Annotated in this window: 14 protein-coding genes and 1 riboswitch; of the genes, 7 read left to right on the forward strand and 7 right to left on the reverse strand. The window is 69.6% G+C overall.

Features of this window, described 5'->3' with window-relative positions; all coding sequences use genetic code 11:
• Positions 1–29: 29 nt before the first annotated feature.
• A complete protein-coding gene (locus tag ACXNSR_RS25715) occupies positions 30–1,019 on the forward strand; it encodes a tetratricopeptide repeat protein (RefSeq protein WP_327737307.1) in 990 nt (329 codons plus the stop codon).
• An 82-nt stretch (positions 1,020–1,101) separates the two neighbouring features.
• A complete protein-coding gene (gene def / locus ACXNSR_RS25720) occupies positions 1,102–1,737 on the forward strand; it encodes a peptide deformylase (RefSeq protein ID WP_266604740.1) in 636 nt (211 codons plus the stop codon).
• 13 nt (positions 1,738–1,750) lie between these two features.
• Here def and ACXNSR_RS25725 read toward each other — a convergent pair whose 3' ends face one another.
• Positions 1,751–2,716: a helix-turn-helix domain-containing protein gene (locus tag ACXNSR_RS25725; protein WP_458637804.1), complete on the reverse strand. Its 966-nt coding sequence runs from the start codon at positions 2,714–2,716 to the stop codon at positions 1,751–1,753.
• Between the two features lie 81 nt (positions 2,717–2,797).
• Between ACXNSR_RS25725 and ACXNSR_RS25730 the strand changes: the two genes are divergently transcribed.
• A complete protein-coding gene (locus ACXNSR_RS25730) occupies positions 2,798–3,025 on the forward strand; it encodes a hypothetical protein (protein WP_458637805.1) in 228 nt (75 codons plus the stop codon).
• An 83-nt stretch (positions 3,026–3,108) separates the two neighbouring features.
• Here ACXNSR_RS25730 and ACXNSR_RS25735 read toward each other — a convergent pair whose 3' ends face one another.
• The 3 genes from ACXNSR_RS25735 to ACXNSR_RS25745 form a co-directional block, all read right to left on the reverse strand.
• A complete protein-coding gene (locus tag ACXNSR_RS25735) occupies positions 3,109–4,125 on the reverse strand; it encodes a ribonucleotide-diphosphate reductase subunit beta (protein WP_031151615.1) in 1,017 nt (338 codons plus the stop codon).
• Positions 4,125–6,512 (reverse strand): ribonucleoside-diphosphate reductase subunit alpha, encoded by a 2,388-nt coding sequence (locus ACXNSR_RS25740; RefSeq protein WP_458637806.1) that lies wholly within the window; start codon positions 6,510–6,512, stop codon positions 4,125–4,127. The genes ACXNSR_RS25735 and ACXNSR_RS25740 overlap by 1 nt, the downstream gene beginning before the upstream one ends.
• Positions 6,513–6,655: 143 nt before the next feature.
• A riboswitch (cobalamin riboswitch) is annotated at positions 6,656–6,777 on the reverse strand.
• Between the two features lie 51 nt (positions 6,778–6,828).
• Positions 6,829–7,326, reverse strand: coding sequence for a GNAT family N-acetyltransferase (locus ACXNSR_RS25745; protein WP_458637807.1), 498 nt, complete (start codon positions 7,324–7,326; stop codon positions 6,829–6,831).
• 77 nt (positions 7,327–7,403) lie between these two features.
• Here ACXNSR_RS25745 and ACXNSR_RS25750 point away from each other — a divergent pair, with 77 nt between their 5' ends.
• The gene (locus tag ACXNSR_RS25750) at positions 7,404–7,988 is read left to right on the forward strand and encodes a Uma2 family endonuclease (RefSeq protein WP_458637808.1); all 585 of its coding nucleotides are present in this window, start codon (positions 7,404–7,406) and stop codon (positions 7,986–7,988) included.
• A 51-nt stretch (positions 7,989–8,039) separates the two neighbouring features.
• Here the strand turns inward: ACXNSR_RS25750 and ACXNSR_RS25755 are convergent, their stop codons facing one another.
• The 3 genes from ACXNSR_RS25755 to ACXNSR_RS25765 form a co-directional block, all read right to left on the reverse strand.
• Positions 8,040–8,237, reverse strand: coding sequence for a YbdD/YjiX family protein (locus ACXNSR_RS25755; protein ID WP_030764507.1), 198 nt, complete (start codon positions 8,235–8,237; stop codon positions 8,040–8,042).
• Entirely contained in the window at positions 8,234–10,456 is a 2,223-nt protein-coding gene (locus ACXNSR_RS25760) for a carbon starvation CstA family protein (RefSeq protein WP_458637809.1), read from the reverse strand. Before ACXNSR_RS25760 ends, ACXNSR_RS25755 begins: the two co-directional genes overlap by 4 nt.
• 124 nt (positions 10,457–10,580) lie before the next feature.
• Complete coding sequence (locus ACXNSR_RS25765) at positions 10,581–11,345, reverse strand: GntR family transcriptional regulator (protein WP_030016685.1); 765 nt, start codon at positions 11,343–11,345, stop codon at positions 10,581–10,583.
• A gap of 289 nt (positions 11,346–11,634) precedes the next feature.
• Between ACXNSR_RS25765 and ACXNSR_RS25770 the strand changes: the two genes are divergently transcribed.
• The 3 genes from ACXNSR_RS25770 to ACXNSR_RS25780 all read left to right on the forward strand — a co-directional run bounded on the left by ACXNSR_RS25770 (position 11,635) and on the right by ACXNSR_RS25780 (position 14,949).
• Positions 11,635–12,915 (forward strand): extracellular solute-binding protein, encoded by a 1,281-nt coding sequence (locus ACXNSR_RS25770; RefSeq protein ID WP_458637810.1) that lies wholly within the window; start codon positions 11,635–11,637, stop codon positions 12,913–12,915.
• A 127-nt stretch (positions 12,916–13,042) separates the two neighbouring features.
• Entirely contained in the window at positions 13,043–14,062 is a 1,020-nt protein-coding gene (locus ACXNSR_RS25775; protein WP_458637811.1) for a carbohydrate ABC transporter permease, read from the forward strand.
• Positions 14,059–14,949: a carbohydrate ABC transporter permease gene (locus ACXNSR_RS25780; RefSeq protein WP_458637812.1), complete on the forward strand. Its 891-nt coding sequence runs from the start codon at positions 14,059–14,061 to the stop codon at positions 14,947–14,949. Before ACXNSR_RS25775 ends, ACXNSR_RS25780 begins: the two co-directional genes overlap by 4 nt.
• Positions 14,950–14,956: the final 7 nt, after the last annotated feature.

Here is a 14,956-nt window from a genome sequence, read left to right on the forward strand (position 1 = left end):
TGGGAGGTGCCCCCAGGCAGGCGGGAATCGTGAGGATCTTCGGGAAGGTACGGCATCGGCCCTCCGCCTCGTGGCGGCAGGCCACCGACCGCGCGTTCACGCTGATCGGCGACGGGCGGTACGAGGACGCGGGCGCGCTCCTGACGAGAGCGGCGGACCTGGAGCCCTGGCTTTCGGAGTCCTGGTTCAATCTGGCCCTGCTGCACAAGTTCCGGCACGACTGGGAGCAGGCGCGGGCCGCCGGGCTGCGCGCCGTGGCCCTGCTGGACCGTGAGACGGGCGCCCCGGACTGGTGGAACGTGGGGATCGCCGCCACCGCGCTCCAGGACTGGCCGCTGGCCCGGCGGGCCTGGCAGGCGTACGGGCTGAAGGTGCCCGGGGAAGCGGCCGGAGCGGGCGAGCCGGTCGGGATGGAGCTCGGCAGCGCCGCCGTGCGGCTCTCGCCCGAGGGCGAGGCCGAGGTGGTCTGGGGCCGTCGGCTGGACCCGGCCCGGCTGGAGGTCCTGTCGATCCCGCTGCCCTCCTCGGGGCGGCGCTGGGGCGAGGTCGTGCTCCACGACGGCGTCCCGCACGGCGAGCGCGTGACCGCGGCCGGCCCTTCGTACCCCGTGTTCGACGAGATCGAGCTGTGGGCGCCGTCCCCGGTGCCGACCTGGGTGGTGCTGCTGGAGGCGGCCACCGAGGCGGACCGCGACGCGCTGGAGCAGCTGGCCTCGGACGCCGGATTCGCCGCCGAGGACTGGTCCTCGTCGGTGCGGCTGCTGTGCCGGACCTGCTCGGAGAGCGAGATGCCGAGCGACGAGGGCGACGGCGAACAGCACCTCGATCCGCACGACCACAGCGAGCCGGGCCACCCCGGACCGCTCGGGCACCGTACGGCCGGCTCGGGCTCCCTGTGGGTCCCCGAGCGCGAATGCGGCATCGCGGCACCGGCCGGTCTGGTGCGCGGACTGCTCGACGGATGGGTCGCGGACAGCCCGGGTACCCGCGAGTGGCGGGATCTCGAAGAAGTCTGCTGACCCGGGGCCGTACGCTGTACGGGCACATCGGTGGCCACCACGACCATCGGTGACCGGGACTTACGGAAGGCGTACGGCGGACATGGCGCAGCAGGAGAACGAGGTTGTCGAGAGCGTGAACGACGGGTACGTCGTGGACACCGAGGACTGTGAGGCGCGCGAGCTCGCCCACCGTCAGCGCGGTACGGCCCGTCCGATCACCGTGGTCGGCAACCCGGTCCTGCACCGTGAGTGCAAGGACGTCACCGAGTTCGGCGACGAGCTGGCGCAGCTCATCGACGACATGTTCGCCAGCCAGAAGGCCGCCGAGGGCGTGGGCCTGGCCGCGAACCAGATCGGCGTGGACGCGAAGGTCTTCGTCTACGACTGCCCGGACGACGACGGCAAGCGCCACACCGGCGTCGTGGTCAACCCGAAGCTGATCGAGCTGCCGGCCGGCGCGCGGGTGCTCGACGACTCGAACGAGGGCTGCCTGTCGGTCCCGACCGCGTACGCCTCGCTGGCCCGCCCGGACTACGCCGAGGTCGAGGGCCAGGACGCGCAGGGCAACCCGATCAAGGTGCGCGGCACCGGCTACTTCGCCCGCTGCCTGCAGCACGAGACCGACCACCTGTACGGCTACCTGTACATCGACCGCCTCTCGAAGCGGGACCGCAAGGACGCCCTGCGCCAGATGGAAGAGGGCACCCCGCGCTACGAGACCGTCCCCAACGCCTGATCCGGAAGACCTCCTAGGCGGCCTGCGGGCCCCGGAAGGCGCGCCGGAACGAGTTCGGCGTGGTGCCCAGGGTCCGCAGGAAGTGGTGGCGCAGGGCGGCCGCGTTGCCGAAGCCGCAGCGGCCGGCGATCGCGTCCACCGTCTCGCCGGTCGACTCCAGCAACTCCTGCGCCAGCAGGACCCGCTGGCGCAGCACCCACTGGTACGGGGTGGTGCCGGTCTCCTGGAGGAAGCGGCGGGCGAAGGTCCGGGGGGACATGTGCGCGCGCTCCGCGAGCTGCTCGACGGTGATCTCCTCGGCCAGGTGGCGGGCCATCCATTCGATCACCTCGCCCACCGTGTCACAGGCCGTGCGCGGCAGCGGCCGCTGGATGAACTGGGCCTGCCCGCCGTCCCGGTGCGGCGGTACGACCATCCTGCGCGCGATGATGTTGGCGACCTCGGCCCCGTGCTCCTGGCGGACCAGGTGCAGGCACGCGTCGATGCCCGAGGCCGTGCCCGCGGCGGTGATCACCGGGCCCTCGTCGACGTAGAGCACGTCCGGGTCGACGACGGCCCGCGGGAAGCGGCGGGTCAGGGCCGCGGCGTGCATCCAGTGCGTGGTGCACCGGCGGCCGTCCAGCAGTCCGGCCGCGCCGAGGATGTAGGCCCCGCTGCACACGCTGAGGACCCGCGCACCCCGCTCCACGGCCCGGCGCAGGGCCGCCAGCAGGGGCTCGGGGTAGATGCGCACACCGGCGTCGTTCGCGGCGGGCAGGCAGATCAGATCGGCCTCCTCCAGCCGCTCCAGCCCGTGCGCGGGGCTGATCCCGAAGGCGCCCCCGCCGACGGTCAGGGGCCCCTCCTCCGCCGCGCACACGGCGAAGTCGTACACCGGTACGCCCATGTCACTGCGATCGATTCCGAACACCTCGCAGAAGATCCCCAGCTCGAAGGGGGCGACTCCGTCGACGAGGGCCACGGCCACGTTGGTCAGCATGCCCCCAGTGTGGCAGTAATTCGGTCTTCCATGACAGTACTGCCACTGTCGATCATGGGCGATCAGGCGGACAGTAGAGCTATGACCACATTCGTGAGTTACCTCGCCGTCCTCGCCCTCGCCGCCCTCCTGCTCGGGCCCAGCCTGTACGGGATCCTGCGTGACCGCCGGATCGACCAGCAGATCCGGGCCGTCGCGACCCGCCTCGTGTGGCTGCCCCGCCAGCGTGCGGGCGGCCTCCCGCCCACCCCCCGTCGGCGCGCCTTCCGGCCCGCCGCCCGGCGGTACTGGGGCCCCATCGCCCACTGAACACCCGGGGAACGCGAGAAGCCGGGACACGGAAACATCCGCATCCCGGCTCCCCGGTCGAACCGTACGAGGTCCTGGAAGTCCTAGAAGTCCTCGTCCAGGTCGACCGTGCCCTCGACCGCGACCTGGTAGGCCGACGGGCGGCGCTCGAAGAAGTTCGTCAGCTCCTGAACGCCCTGCAGCTCCATGAAGGAGAACGGGTTCTGCGAGCCGTACACCGGCGGGAAGCCCAGCCGGACCAGGCGCTGGTCCGCGACGCACTCCAGGTACTCGCGCATCGACTCGGTGTTCATGCCCGGCAGGCCGTCACCGCACAGGTCGCGGCCGAACTGCAGCTCCGCCTCCACGGCCTCCTTGAGCATGTCGGTGACCTGCTGCTGGAGGGCGTCGTCGAAGAGCTCCGGCTCCTCCTTGCGGACCGTGTCCACGACCTCGAAGGCGAAGTTCATGTGCATGGTCTCGTCACGGAACACCCAGTTGGTGCCGGTGGCCAGGCCGTGCAGCAGACCGCGCGAGCGGAACCAGTACACGTACGCGAAGGCGCCGTAGAAGAACAGGCCCTCGATGCACGCCGCGAAGCAGATCAGGTTCAGCAGGAAGCGGCGGCGGTCGGCGGCCGTCTCCAGGCGCTCGATCTTCTCGACCGAGTCCATCCACTTGAAGCAGAACTGCGCCTTCTCGCGGATGGAGGGGATCTCCTCGACCGCGTCGAAGGCGGCCGCGCGGTCGTCCGGGTCGGGCAGGTAGGTGTCGAGCAGCGTCAGATAGAACTGGACGTGCACGGCCTCCTCGAACAGCTGGCGCGACAGGTACAGGCGCGCCTCCGGGGAGTTGATGTGCTTGTAGAGCGTCAGCACCAGGTTGTTCGAGACGATCGAGTCGCCGGTCGCGAAGAACGCGACCAGACGGCCGATCATGTGCTGCTCGGCGGGCGTCAGCTTCGCGAGGTCGGCGACGTCCGAGTGGAGGTCGACCTCCTCGACGGTCCAGGTGTTCTTGATCGCGTCCCGGTAGCGCTCGTAGAAGTCCGGGTAGCGCATCGGGCGGAGCGTGAGCTCGAAGCCCGGGTCCAGGAGGTTCTTGTTGTCGGTGGAGCTCATTACTGGCACGCCTCGCAGGACTCGGGGTTCTCAAGGGAGCAGGCCAGGGCATCGGCGTCGACGGCCTGCGGGAGCGCCACCGGAGCGGCGGTGGCGGCCTGCGCGGCGCGGGCGATCTTCGTCGCCGGGCGCGAGCGCAGGTAGTAGGTGGTCTTCAGACCCTGCTTCCAGGCGTACGCGTACATCGAGCTGAGCTTGCCGATGGTGGGCGTCTCCAGGAACAGGTTCAGCGACTGCGACTGGTCCAGGAACGGCGTACGGGCCGCCGCCATGTCGATCAGACCGCGCTGCGGGATCTCCCACGCCGTGCGGTACAGCTCACGGACCTCGGCCGGGATCCAGCCGAAGCCCTGGACCGAGCCGGAGGAGTCGCGCAGCGCCTCGCGGGTCTGGGCGTCCCACACGCCGAGCTGCTTGAGCTCCTCGACCAGGTAGCCGTTCACCTGGAGGAACTCGCCCGACAGGGTCTCGCGCTTGAACAGGTTGGAGACCTGCGGCTCGATGCACTCGTACACGCCGGCGATCGAGGCGATCGTCGCGGTCGGGGCGATGGCGAGGAGCAGGGAGTTGCGCATGCCGGTCTCGGCGACGCGGGCGCGCAGCGCCTCCCAGCGCTCCGGCCAGTTCAGCTCGACGTCGTAGTGGTCCGGGTGCAGGACACCGCGGGCGGTACGGGTCTGCTCCCAGGCCGGCAGCGGGCCGCTGCGCTCGGCGAGGTCGCAGGAGGCCTCGTACGCGGCCAGCATGATGCGCTCGGAGAGCTTGGTGGACAGCGCCTTCGCCTCGGGGGAGTCGAAGGGCAGCTTCAGCTTGAAGAAGACGTCCTGGAGGCCCATCGCGCCCAGGCCCACCGGGCGCCAGCGGGCGTTGGAGCGGCCGGCCTGCTCGGTCGGGTAGAAGTTGATGTCCACCACGCGGTCGAGGAAGGTGACGGCCGTGCGGACGGTCTCGTCGAGGCGCTCCCAGTCGATCTCGCCCGTCTCCGTGAGCACGAAGGCGCCCAGGTTGACCGAGCCGAGGTTGCAGACGGCCGTCTCGCCGTCGTTGGTGACCTCGATGATCTCGGTGCACAGGTTCGAGGAGTGGACGACGGTGCCCGGCTCGGCGGTCTGGTTCGCCGTGCGGTTGGAGGCGTCCTTGAAGGTCATCCAGCCCTGGCCGGTCTGCGCGAGGGTGCGCATCATCCGGCCGTACAGGTCACGGGCCGGCATGGTCTTGCGGGCCAGGCCGTCCGCCTCGGCCTTGCGGTAGGCGGCGTCGAACTCGTCGCCCCACAGGTCGACCAGCTCGGGCACGTCGGCCGGGGAGAACAGCGACCAGTCGCCGTCGGCGTTCACGCGGCGCATGAACTCGTCCGGCACCCAGTGGGCGAGGTTCAGGTTGTGGGTGCGGCGCTGGTCCTCACCGGTGTTGTCGCGGAGCTCCAGGAACTCCTCGATGTCCGCGTGCCAGGTCTCCAGGTAGACGGCGGCGGCGCCCTTGCGGCGGCCACCCTGGTTCACGGCGGCGACGGAGGCGTCGAGGGTCTTCAGGAACGGCACGATGCCGTTGGAGTGGCCGTTGGTGCCGCGGATCAGCGAACCGCGGGCGCGGATGCGGGAGTACGACAGGCCGATGCCGCCGGCGTGCTTGGACAGGCGCGCGACCTGGTGGTAGCGGTCGTAGATCGAGTCGAGCTCGTCCAGCGGGGAGTCCAGCAGGTAGCAGGAGGACATCTGCGGGTGCCGGGTGCCGGAGTTGAAGAGCGTGGGGGAGGACGGCAGGTAGTCCAGGCGGCTCATCAGCCGGTACAGCGAGGCCACTTCCTCCACGGCCTGGACGCTCTCGTCGGCGGCCAGACCGCAGGCCACGCGCAGCATGAAGTACTGCGGGGTCTCGATGACCTGACGGGTGATCGGGTGGCGCAGCAGGTAGCGGCTGTGCAGGGTGCGCAGGCCGAAGAAACCGAAGCGGTCGTCGGCGCCCTCGGCGAGGGTCAGCTCGACGAGCGAGTCGAGCCGGGCCGCGTGGGCGGCGACGAACTCGGCCGTGCGGTCGGCGATGAGGCCCTCGCGGTGACCGACCTCGACGGAGGCCGAGAAGGAGGTGGAGCCCTGGCTCGCGGCCTCGTCGCGCACGGCCAGCGTCAGCAGGCGGGCGGCGAGCCGGGAGTAGGCCGGGTCCTCGGAGATCAGACCGGCGGCGGCCTCCGTGGCCAGCCCGCGCAGTTCGGCGTCGTCGGCGGCGGAGCTGCGGCCGCGCAGGGCGGAGGCCGCGACCCGGCCGGGGTCGGTGTCGGGGAGGTCCGCCGTAAGTTCGGTGAGGGTACGCAGCAGCGTGGCCCCCGGGCCCTCGGTGTTGTCGCCAGAAGTGGACTCGGCGCGCGGTGCGGAAGGCGCGATGGTCACGGCGGGAGCTCTCCCTCGCTCGGCCCGGTCATCGGCGGAGCGGGGCGCGGGCGGGCGCACGCGGGCGCGACGAGAACGCGTACCCCGCATGGCGTCCACCGGCCCAACCGCGAGGCCCGGACGAATCGGCACCCGGTTCGGTCGAGCCGGGCGCGCTGTCGGCAGGTCATCGGACTTGGCGTCCGGTAGCCGGACACTTCATACCGTTGCGGGACAGTTCCGGATTCGCACCGGATTCCCCTGCGGCGACAGCAGGCATGAGCATACATGTGGGGGCGGCCCTGTGCGGTAACCCCCACATGTAGTGTCGGCGTGGCTACAGCTTGAGCCGGTAAGTGAGGAGTGTCAGGCCCTCGATCGGCGCCCAGTCCCGCTCCGGAGTGCGTACGAAGCCCAGCCGCGCGTAGATCCGGTGGGCTCCGGCCATGCTGCGCTGGGTGGAGAGGACCAGGCCGGTCACGCCCTCCCGGGCCCGCGCCCGCTCGACGCAGGCCCGCACCAGAGCCTCGCCGGCGCCCTGGCCGCGCGCCTCGTGGGCCACCGCGAGCATCCGGAACTCCGCCTCGTCGGGGCCCGCGACGTCGGCGAGCGGACTGCCCGGAGCGGCGAAGGTCACACCGCCGAGCAGCCGCCCGCCCCGCTCGGCGACGAGCACCTCGGCCAGGGCCGCCCGGCCGGCCACGTCGCGCAGCACGTTCAGGTAGGCGTCGTCCTCGTTGAAGTCCAGATGCCCGTCGGCGAGGTAGGCCCGCGCCGTGATCTCGCCCAGCTCCGCGTAGTCGGCGGGCAGCGCCGTTCTGATCACCATGTCCATGCGGTCGAGTGTGCGGGACGGTGTCGGCGGGCGGCGCTATCGTCGGAGACAGCACCGTCGAGGAAGGTGAGCGAGGCATGACCGTGATGGCCGACCGCCCCCACATGCTGACCGAGGAGTTCGAGACCCTCGCGCGTATAGGCGCCAGAGAGGTGGAGGGGCTGCGGTTGGAATTCATCGACGGGAAGCTGGGGGTCAAGGCGGTGCCTGATGGAGATCACGACCGAATCGTTGTGTGGCTGTCCCGCATCTGCATGCAGCACCGGCCCGAGGTCTGGCTCCACGTGGAACGTGGCTTGAAGGTCGAGCAGTACCGTTCGGGTCGGGCACGCCCGGATGCGTCCCTCGCCCCGGATGGCGCATTCGAAGGGCAAGGGGAGTGGGCTGACCCGGCTCCTGTCCTGATGGTCGTCGAGGTCACGTCGTACGACTCCGACACCGATGAACGCGACCGTAAGGCAAAGCCCCGCGCGTACGCGGCGACCGGCATCCCCGTCTACCTCCTCATCGACCGGGACAACTGCCTGGTGCATGTCCACAGCGATCCCAACGGGAAGCTGTACGAGACGGTGCGCACCATCCCCTTCGGAAAGGACGTCGAGTTGCCCGACCCCGTCGCCTTCTCCTTCCCGACCGAGCCCCTCAAGGACTGGGTGCGCTGAGGAGCGCCGAAGAGCCCCGCCGTTTTTGCACGGCGGGGCCCTGTGTCCCTGTCAGCAGCAGCGGAAGCCCTCGCGGGGGTCCGCCTCGCGGGCGTCCGTACGGGCGCGTTCGAAGGCGCGGCGGGTGAGGACCTCCGCGTCCGGGTCGTGGGAGCGGGTGTGGGCCACGTAGCGGTCGTACGCGGCCTCCCCGGAGAACTCCCGTACGTAGAACCGGGCCCTGGCCAGCACGCTCCGTACGGTGCTCACGCCACCGGCTCCTTGACGTGCTCGCCGCCGCCCGCCTCCGGGCCCGCCGCGGCGAGTTCCGCCCGCTCCTCGGCGGTCGCGATCAGCCCGGCCGGGGCGACGATCTCCGACTTGGTCCACGGGGTCTCGGAGAGGGTCGCCGACCCGGGGTCGCGGACGGCCTTGAGGCAGGTCCGGGCCGCGTCCGCGAGGACCACGATGATCAGCAGGGCGAAGAAGGCGCACAGCACGCCGTCGACCGTGGCATTGGTGACCACGGTGTGCATGTCGTCCATGTTCTTGGCGGGCGGCAGCACCTTGTCGGCGTCGATCCCGGCCTGGTACTTGTCGCGCTGGGCGAAGAAGCCGACCTTCACGTCCTCGGAGAAGATCTTCTGGTAGCTCGCGGTGAGGGTCACCGTGGCGTCCCAGACGAGCGGAACGCCCGTCACCCAGGCCCACTTGAGCCGGCCGGACTTGACCAGCAGCGTGGTGCAGACGGCCAGCGCGACCGCGGCGAGCAGCTGGTTCGCGATGCCGAAGAGCGGGAAGAGCTGGTTGATGCCGCCCAGCGGGTCCTTGATGCCGACCCACAGGAAGTAGCCCCAGCCGCCGACGACGATCGCGCTCGCGAACCACACGCCGGGCTTCCAGCTGACGTCCTTGAAGGACTTGTGCACGTTGCCGAGGGTGTCCTGCAGCATGAACCGGCCCACGCGGGTGCCCGCGTCCAGCGTCGTCAGGATGAAGAGCGCCTCGAACATGATCGCGAAGTGGTACCAGAAGGCCTTCATGCCGGCGCCGCCGACCACGGCGGAGAAGATCTCCGACATTCCGAGTGCGAAGGTCGGCGCACCGCCCGTCCGGGACAGCAGGCTGGCTTCCTCGACGTCCTTGGCGGCCTGGGCGAGCGCCTCGGGCGAGATGGCGAAGCCGAAGTTCGTCACCGCCTGGGAGGCGGACTCGACCGTGGTGCCGATGACCCCGCCGGGGGAGTTGACCGCGAAGAAGAGGCCGGGCTCGATGATGCAGGCCGCGATGATCGCCATCACGGCGACGAAGGACTCGGTCAGCATGGCGCCGTAGCCGATCATGCGGACCTGGGTCTCCTTCTGGATCATCTTCGGGGTGGTTCCCGAGGAGACCAGGGCGTGGAAGCCGGAGAGCGCGCCACAGGCGATCGTGATGAAGACGAAGGGGAACATCGACCCGGCGAAGACCGGTCCGTCGCCCCTCGCCGCGAAGTCGGTGACCGAGGGCATCTTCAGGGTGGGCATCGCGATGACCACGCCGAGCGCGAGGAGCGCGATCGTGCCGACCTTCATGAAGGTGGAGAGGTAGTCGCGGGGCGCGAGCAGCATCCACACCGGCAGCACCGATGCCAGGAAGCCGTACACCACCATCCAGATGACCAGGGTCTCCTTCTCCAGGGTGAAGGTGCCGGCGAAGGAGGACTCGGCGACCCAGCCGCCCGCGACGATGGCGAGCAGCAGCAGCGCGACACCGATCACGGAGACCTCGGTGACCCGGCCCGGCCGCAGCACGCGCAGGTAGAAGCCCATGAAGACGGCGATCGGGATGGTCATGCCGATGGAGAAGACGCCCCAGGGCGAGTGCGCCAGGGCGTTGACGATGACCAGGGCCAGCACCGCCAACAGGATGATCATGATGGCGAACACGGCGACCAGGGCGGCGGCCCCGCCGACGGGGCCGATCTCGTCCCGGGCCATCTGGCCGAGCGAACGTCCGTCGCGGCGGGTGGAGAAGAACAGCGTGACCATGTCCTGGACGGCCCCGGCGAAGATGACGCCTGCGACGATCCAGATGGTGCCCGGCAGATAGCCCATCTGCGCGGCGAGCACGGGTCCGACGAGCGGGCCGGCGCCCGCCACGGCCGCGAAGTGGTGGCCGAAGAGCACCCGGCGGTCGGTGGGGTGGAAGTCGACACCGTTGTCGAGGCGTTCGGCGGGGGTGGCCCGGGTGGCGTCCACCTTCAGTACGCGGTCCGCGATGAAGCGTGCGTAGAAGCGGTAGGCGATCGCGTACGAGCCCAGTGCCGCGGCGAGCAGCCAGGCGGCGGAGATCTCCTCGCCGCGCGAGAGCGCCAGCACGCCCCAGCCGATGGCGCCGACGAGTCCGACGAGCACCCACGCGGCGATGGACCTGGGGGAGGGCGAGCCGGGCGTGCCGCCCGGACTCGCCGCGTCCCGTTCTGTCCCTGTTGCTTCCCGTTCAGGCATGACCTCGTCCCCTCGTCGATCATCTGCGTAAGCAGGCGGAATCTACGGGGGATTGCCTGGTAAACGTAAGACCCCGTCCGCATTCCGGTCGAGGGATTCCGGTACGCGGAGCGGGGGACGGGTGTCAGACGGCGGGGCGCTTGAGCCGGGCGACGAACTTGTACCGGTCGCCGCGGTACACCGACCGCACCCACTCCACCGGTTCGCCGTCGGCGTCCAGGGAGTGCCGGGAGAGCATCAGCATCGGCAGCCCGACGTCGGTGCCGAGCAGGCCGGCCTCGCGCGGGGTGGCCAGTGAGGTCTCGATGGTCTCCTCGGCCTCGGCGAGGTGCACGTCGTAGACCTCGGCGAGCGCCGTGTAGAGGGAGGTGTACTTGGCGAGCGACCGGCGGAGCGCCGGGAAGCGCTTGGCCGAGAGGTGGGTGGTCTCGATGGCCATCGGCTCACCGCTGGCCAGGCGCAGCCGCTCGATGCGCAGCACCCGCCCACCGGTGGTGATCTTGAGCAGTCCGGCGAGGGTGTCGTCGGCCGTCACGTAGCCGATGTCGAGGAGCTGGGACGTCGGTTCCAGGCCCTGGGCCCGCATGTCCTCCGTGTACGAGGTCAGTTGCAGGGCCTGGGAGACCTTGGGCTTGGCGACGAAGGTGCCTTTGCCCTGGATCCGTTCCAGTCGTCCCTCTACGACCAGTTCCTGGAGGGCCTGCCGGACCGTGGTCCGCGAGGTGTCGAACTCGGCCGCGAGCGTGCGCTCGGGCGGCACCGGCGTGCCGGGCGGCAGCGTCTCGGTCATGTCGAGCAAGTGCCGCTTGAGTCGGTAGTACTTGGGCACACGCGCCGTGCGAGTGGCCGCCCCGCCTTCCGGCTCCGTGGTCGCCCCTTCGGTGGCCATCGCCGCCCGCCTTCCCGACTCCAGTTTCGCTGCCGTCACCGGCTCCTCCGATATGTGCGGTCACATCGTGACACGTAAGGGGGGACAGGCCTTCTCTCTCCCCAGGTGTCGGTCCGATAACGGACCGGGCACCCGCTCATTAGACCCTTGACACCCCTAAAGGTCTAGGCCAAGCTCCAGCTACTGGTCTACACCAATATGGATCAGATCCCGGCCCCACGGCAGTACTTCGCGTATGTCACCGCGGCGGGCAAGGGAAGTGCAGGCAGGCATCCCTGAGGAGGGTGGCGTGAAGCGCAAGCTCATCGCGGCGGTTGGAGTCGCGGGCATGGTTATCGGCCTCGCGGCTTGTGGCAACGGGGACGACGACAAGGCCAAGGCCGACGCGGGCCCCAAGGAGATCACCGTCTGGGTCATGGACGGCTCCGCGCCGAAGGCCTGGATCGACGAGGTCAACAAGGAGTTCTCGGCCAAGCACCCCGGTGTGACGGTCAAGGTCGAGGAGCAGAAGTGGACCGGCATCCAGGAGAAGGTCACCACGGCCCTCTCCGAGAGCAACCCTCCGGACGTTCTTGAGCTCGGCAACACCCAGACCGCCGGCTACGCGGTCACCGGCGGTCTCGCCGACCTGACGAAGGACAGGGCCCAGCTCGGCGCCGACGCCTGGCAGAAGAGCATGCTCGCCTCGGCCGAGGTCGACGGCAAGCTCTACTCGGCCCCGTGGTACGCCGCCAACCGCGTCGTCATCTACGACAAGAAGGCCTTCGCGAAGGCCGGCGTCACCCCGCCCACCACCCGCGACGAGTGGATCGCCGGCCTGGAGAAGCTGAAGGCGGCCGACCCGGCCTCGCAGGCGATCTACCTGCCCGGCCAGAGCTGGTACGTCCTCGCCGGCCTGATCTGGGACGAGGGCGGCGACCTCGCCGTCAAGGACGGCAGCAAGTGGAAGGGCGCACTGGCCACCCCGCAGGCCGCCTCCGCGATGGACTTCTACAAGAAGCTCCAGTCCTTCTCCACCGCCCCCAAGGACAAGGACGAGGCCACCCCGCAGCAGTCCACCGACATCGTTCCCAAGGGCGGCGTCGCCTCCTGGATCGGTCTCGGCTGGGAGGCCGGCGGCGCCGAGAAGGCCCTGAAGGAAGCGGGCAAGGAAGCCGACTTCGGCTACTTCCCGATCCCCGGCAAGACCGCCGACAAGTCCGGCACCGTCTTCCTCGGCGGCTCGAACCTCGCCGTCGCCGAGCGCTCCAAGAACAAGGAGCTCGCCAAGGAGTGGCTGGCGCTGGCCGCCGGCAAGGACCAGATGACCAAGTACGCCACCGAGACCAAGGGCGCGCTGCTCCCGAACCAGGCCGGTGCCAACTTCACGCCCGCCGCCGGCTCCTTCGCCGAGGCCATGGCCAAGGCCGGCGTCAACGGCAAGATCACCCCGGTCACCGCGGGCTGGGCGAACGTCGAGACCGAGCCGAACCCCATCAAGGAGTTCATGACCAAGGTCCTGAAGGGTGAGGACGCCGCCAAGGCGGGCGCGGACGCGGACGCGGAGATCGCGAAGCGCATCAACAAGTAGTCCCACCCCGCAGTTCCCGCACGACCCAGCCGTGTGAACGCACCGGAGGGTGCGGCAGGTGCCCGGACACCTGCCGCGCCCCCGGTCGCGCATTTGACTCCACAGTCAACCGCGAGGAAGCCAAGCCATGACCGTGCACTCCCAGGGAGCGGTGACCAGCGCTCCACAGGACGCACCACCGAAGTCCGCCGGACTGCCCGAGACGCCGGCCCCAGCAACCGGCGCCGGCCGTACGCCGCCTCGCGGAGGCAGAAAGCCGCTCCCCACCGGGTGGCTGCCCTACCTGTTGGTCGCGCCCGCGGTGCTCGCCCTCGCGACGCTCCTGCTGTACCCGCTGATCAAGAACGTGATCCTGTCCCTCCAGGACATCAACAAGATCGAGTTCATCCAGCGGAAGTACCCCTTCGCGGGACTCGACAACTACACCGAGCTGCTCGGTGACACGAACTTCTGGACCGTCGTCGTCCGCAGCTTCGGCTTCACCCTGGCCAACGTCGTACTGATCATGGTGCTGGGCAGCCTCATCGGCATCCTGCTGAACAAGCTCGGCAAGAAGATGCGGCTGGTCCTCTCGATGGCCCTGGTGATGGCCTGGGCCATGCCCATCGTCGCCTCGGTACAGGTCTTCCGCTGGCTGTTCGACGAACAGTTCGGCGTCATGAACTGGGTCATGCGCACCGCCGGCTTCTCCGGCTACGAGCAGCACAACTGGATGGAGACCGGCCTCTCCACCATGGTGATCGTCACGATCCTGGTGGTCTGGGGCTCCATCCCGTTCGTCGCCCTCAACATGTACGCCGGCCTCACCACGGTCGGAGCCGAGCTGTACGAAGCCGCCCGGATGGACGGGGCCAACGGCTGGCAGACCTTCTGGAAGATCGTCTTCCCGAACCTGAAGCCCTTCTTCCTCATCACCACCTTCCTCGAGGTGATCTGGGTGTTCAAGGCCTTCACCCAGGTCTACGCGATGAACAAGGGCGGCCCGGACCGCGCCTCCGAGATCCTCCCGGTCTTCGCCTACGTCGAGGGCCAGAGCCAGGCCCACTACGGCCTCGCCGCCGCGATCTCCGTCCTGACGATCGTGATCCTCGTGATCGTCATGTCCTTCTACTTCCGCCTGATCCTGAAGCAGGAGGAGGAGCAGTGAGCACCACCACCGCCCCGAAGCCCGCGGCTTCCGAGAGGCCCGCGCAGCAGCTCCGCACCCGCCGCCCGGTGCGCCCCGCAGCCGTGGCCACGAACCTCGGCGCGCTCCTGCTGGCCCTGGTCTTCGTCTTCCCCGTGTACTGGATGTTCTCGTCGGCCCTCAAGCCGGCCGACCAGATGCTCACGAAGGACCCCGTCTTCGTCTTCACGCCGACGACGGACAACTTCGCCAAGGCCACCGGGGTCGAGAACTTCTGGACGTACGTCACCAACAGCGTCCTGGTCACCGTGGGCGCCGTCCTGCTGGCCCTGCTCGTCGCCCTCGCCGCGAGCTTCGCCATCGCCCGTATGAGGTTCAAGGGCCGCAAGGGCCTGGTCCTCACCGTGATGATGGCCCAGATGGCCCCCTGGGAGGTCATGGTCATCGCGATGTACATGATCGCCCGCGACGGCGAGATGCTGAACAGCCTCCCGCTGCTCACCGCGATCTACTTCGTGATGATCCTCCCCTTCACCATCTGGACCCTGCGCGGCTTCATCGCCGCGGTCCCGGTGACCCTGGAGGAGGCGGCCCAGATCGACGGCTGCACCCGCGGCCAGGCCTTCCGCAAGGTGATCTTCCCGCTGCTGGCCCCCGGCCTGATGTCCACCTCGCTCTTCGGCTTCATCACCGCCTGGAACGAGTTCGCCATGGTCCTGATCCTCAACAAGGACAAGAGCGCGCAGACCCTGCCGCTGTGGCTGACCGAGTTCATGTCCGCCTTCGGCAACGACTGGGGCGCCACCATGGCCGCTTCCTCGCTCTTCGCGGTCCCGGTCCTGCTCATCTTCATCTTCCTCCAGCGCAAGGCCGTCGGCGGCATGACCGCCGGCGCCGTGAAGGGATGACGCCGTC

This window comes from Streptomyces sp. NC-S4 (assembly GCF_054353315.1).

Excerpts from the sequence above, each read along its gene's own strand:
- def (WP_266604740.1), top strand. The coding sequence starts at position 1,102 with ATGGCGCAGCAGGAGAACGAGGTTGTCGAGAGCGTGAACGACGGGTAC.
- ACXNSR_RS25725 (WP_458637804.1), bottom strand. The coding sequence starts at position 2,716 with ATGCTGACCAACGTGGCCGTGGCCCTCGTCGACGGAGTCGCCCCCTTC.
- ACXNSR_RS25730 (WP_458637805.1), top strand. The coding sequence starts at position 2,798 with ATGACCACATTCGTGAGTTACCTCGCCGTCCTCGCCCTCGCCGCCCTC.
- ACXNSR_RS25735 (WP_031151615.1), bottom strand. The coding sequence starts at position 4,125 with ATGAGCTCCACCGACAACAAGAACCTCCTGGACCCGGGCTTCGAGCTC.
- ACXNSR_RS25745 (WP_458637807.1), bottom strand. The coding sequence starts at position 7,326 with ATGGACATGGTGATCAGAACGGCGCTGCCCGCCGACTACGCGGAGCTG.
- ACXNSR_RS25750 (WP_458637808.1), top strand. The coding sequence starts at position 7,404 with ATGACCGTGATGGCCGACCGCCCCCACATGCTGACCGAGGAGTTCGAG.
- ACXNSR_RS25760 (WP_458637809.1), bottom strand. The coding sequence starts at position 10,456 with ATGCCTGAACGGGAAGCAACAGGGACAGAACGGGACGCGGCGAGTCCG.
- ACXNSR_RS25765 (WP_030016685.1), bottom strand. The coding sequence starts at position 11,345 with ATGGCCACCGAAGGGGCGACCACGGAGCCGGAAGGCGGGGCGGCCACT.
- ACXNSR_RS25775 (WP_458637811.1), top strand. The coding sequence starts at position 13,043 with ATGACCGTGCACTCCCAGGGAGCGGTGACCAGCGCTCCACAGGACGCA.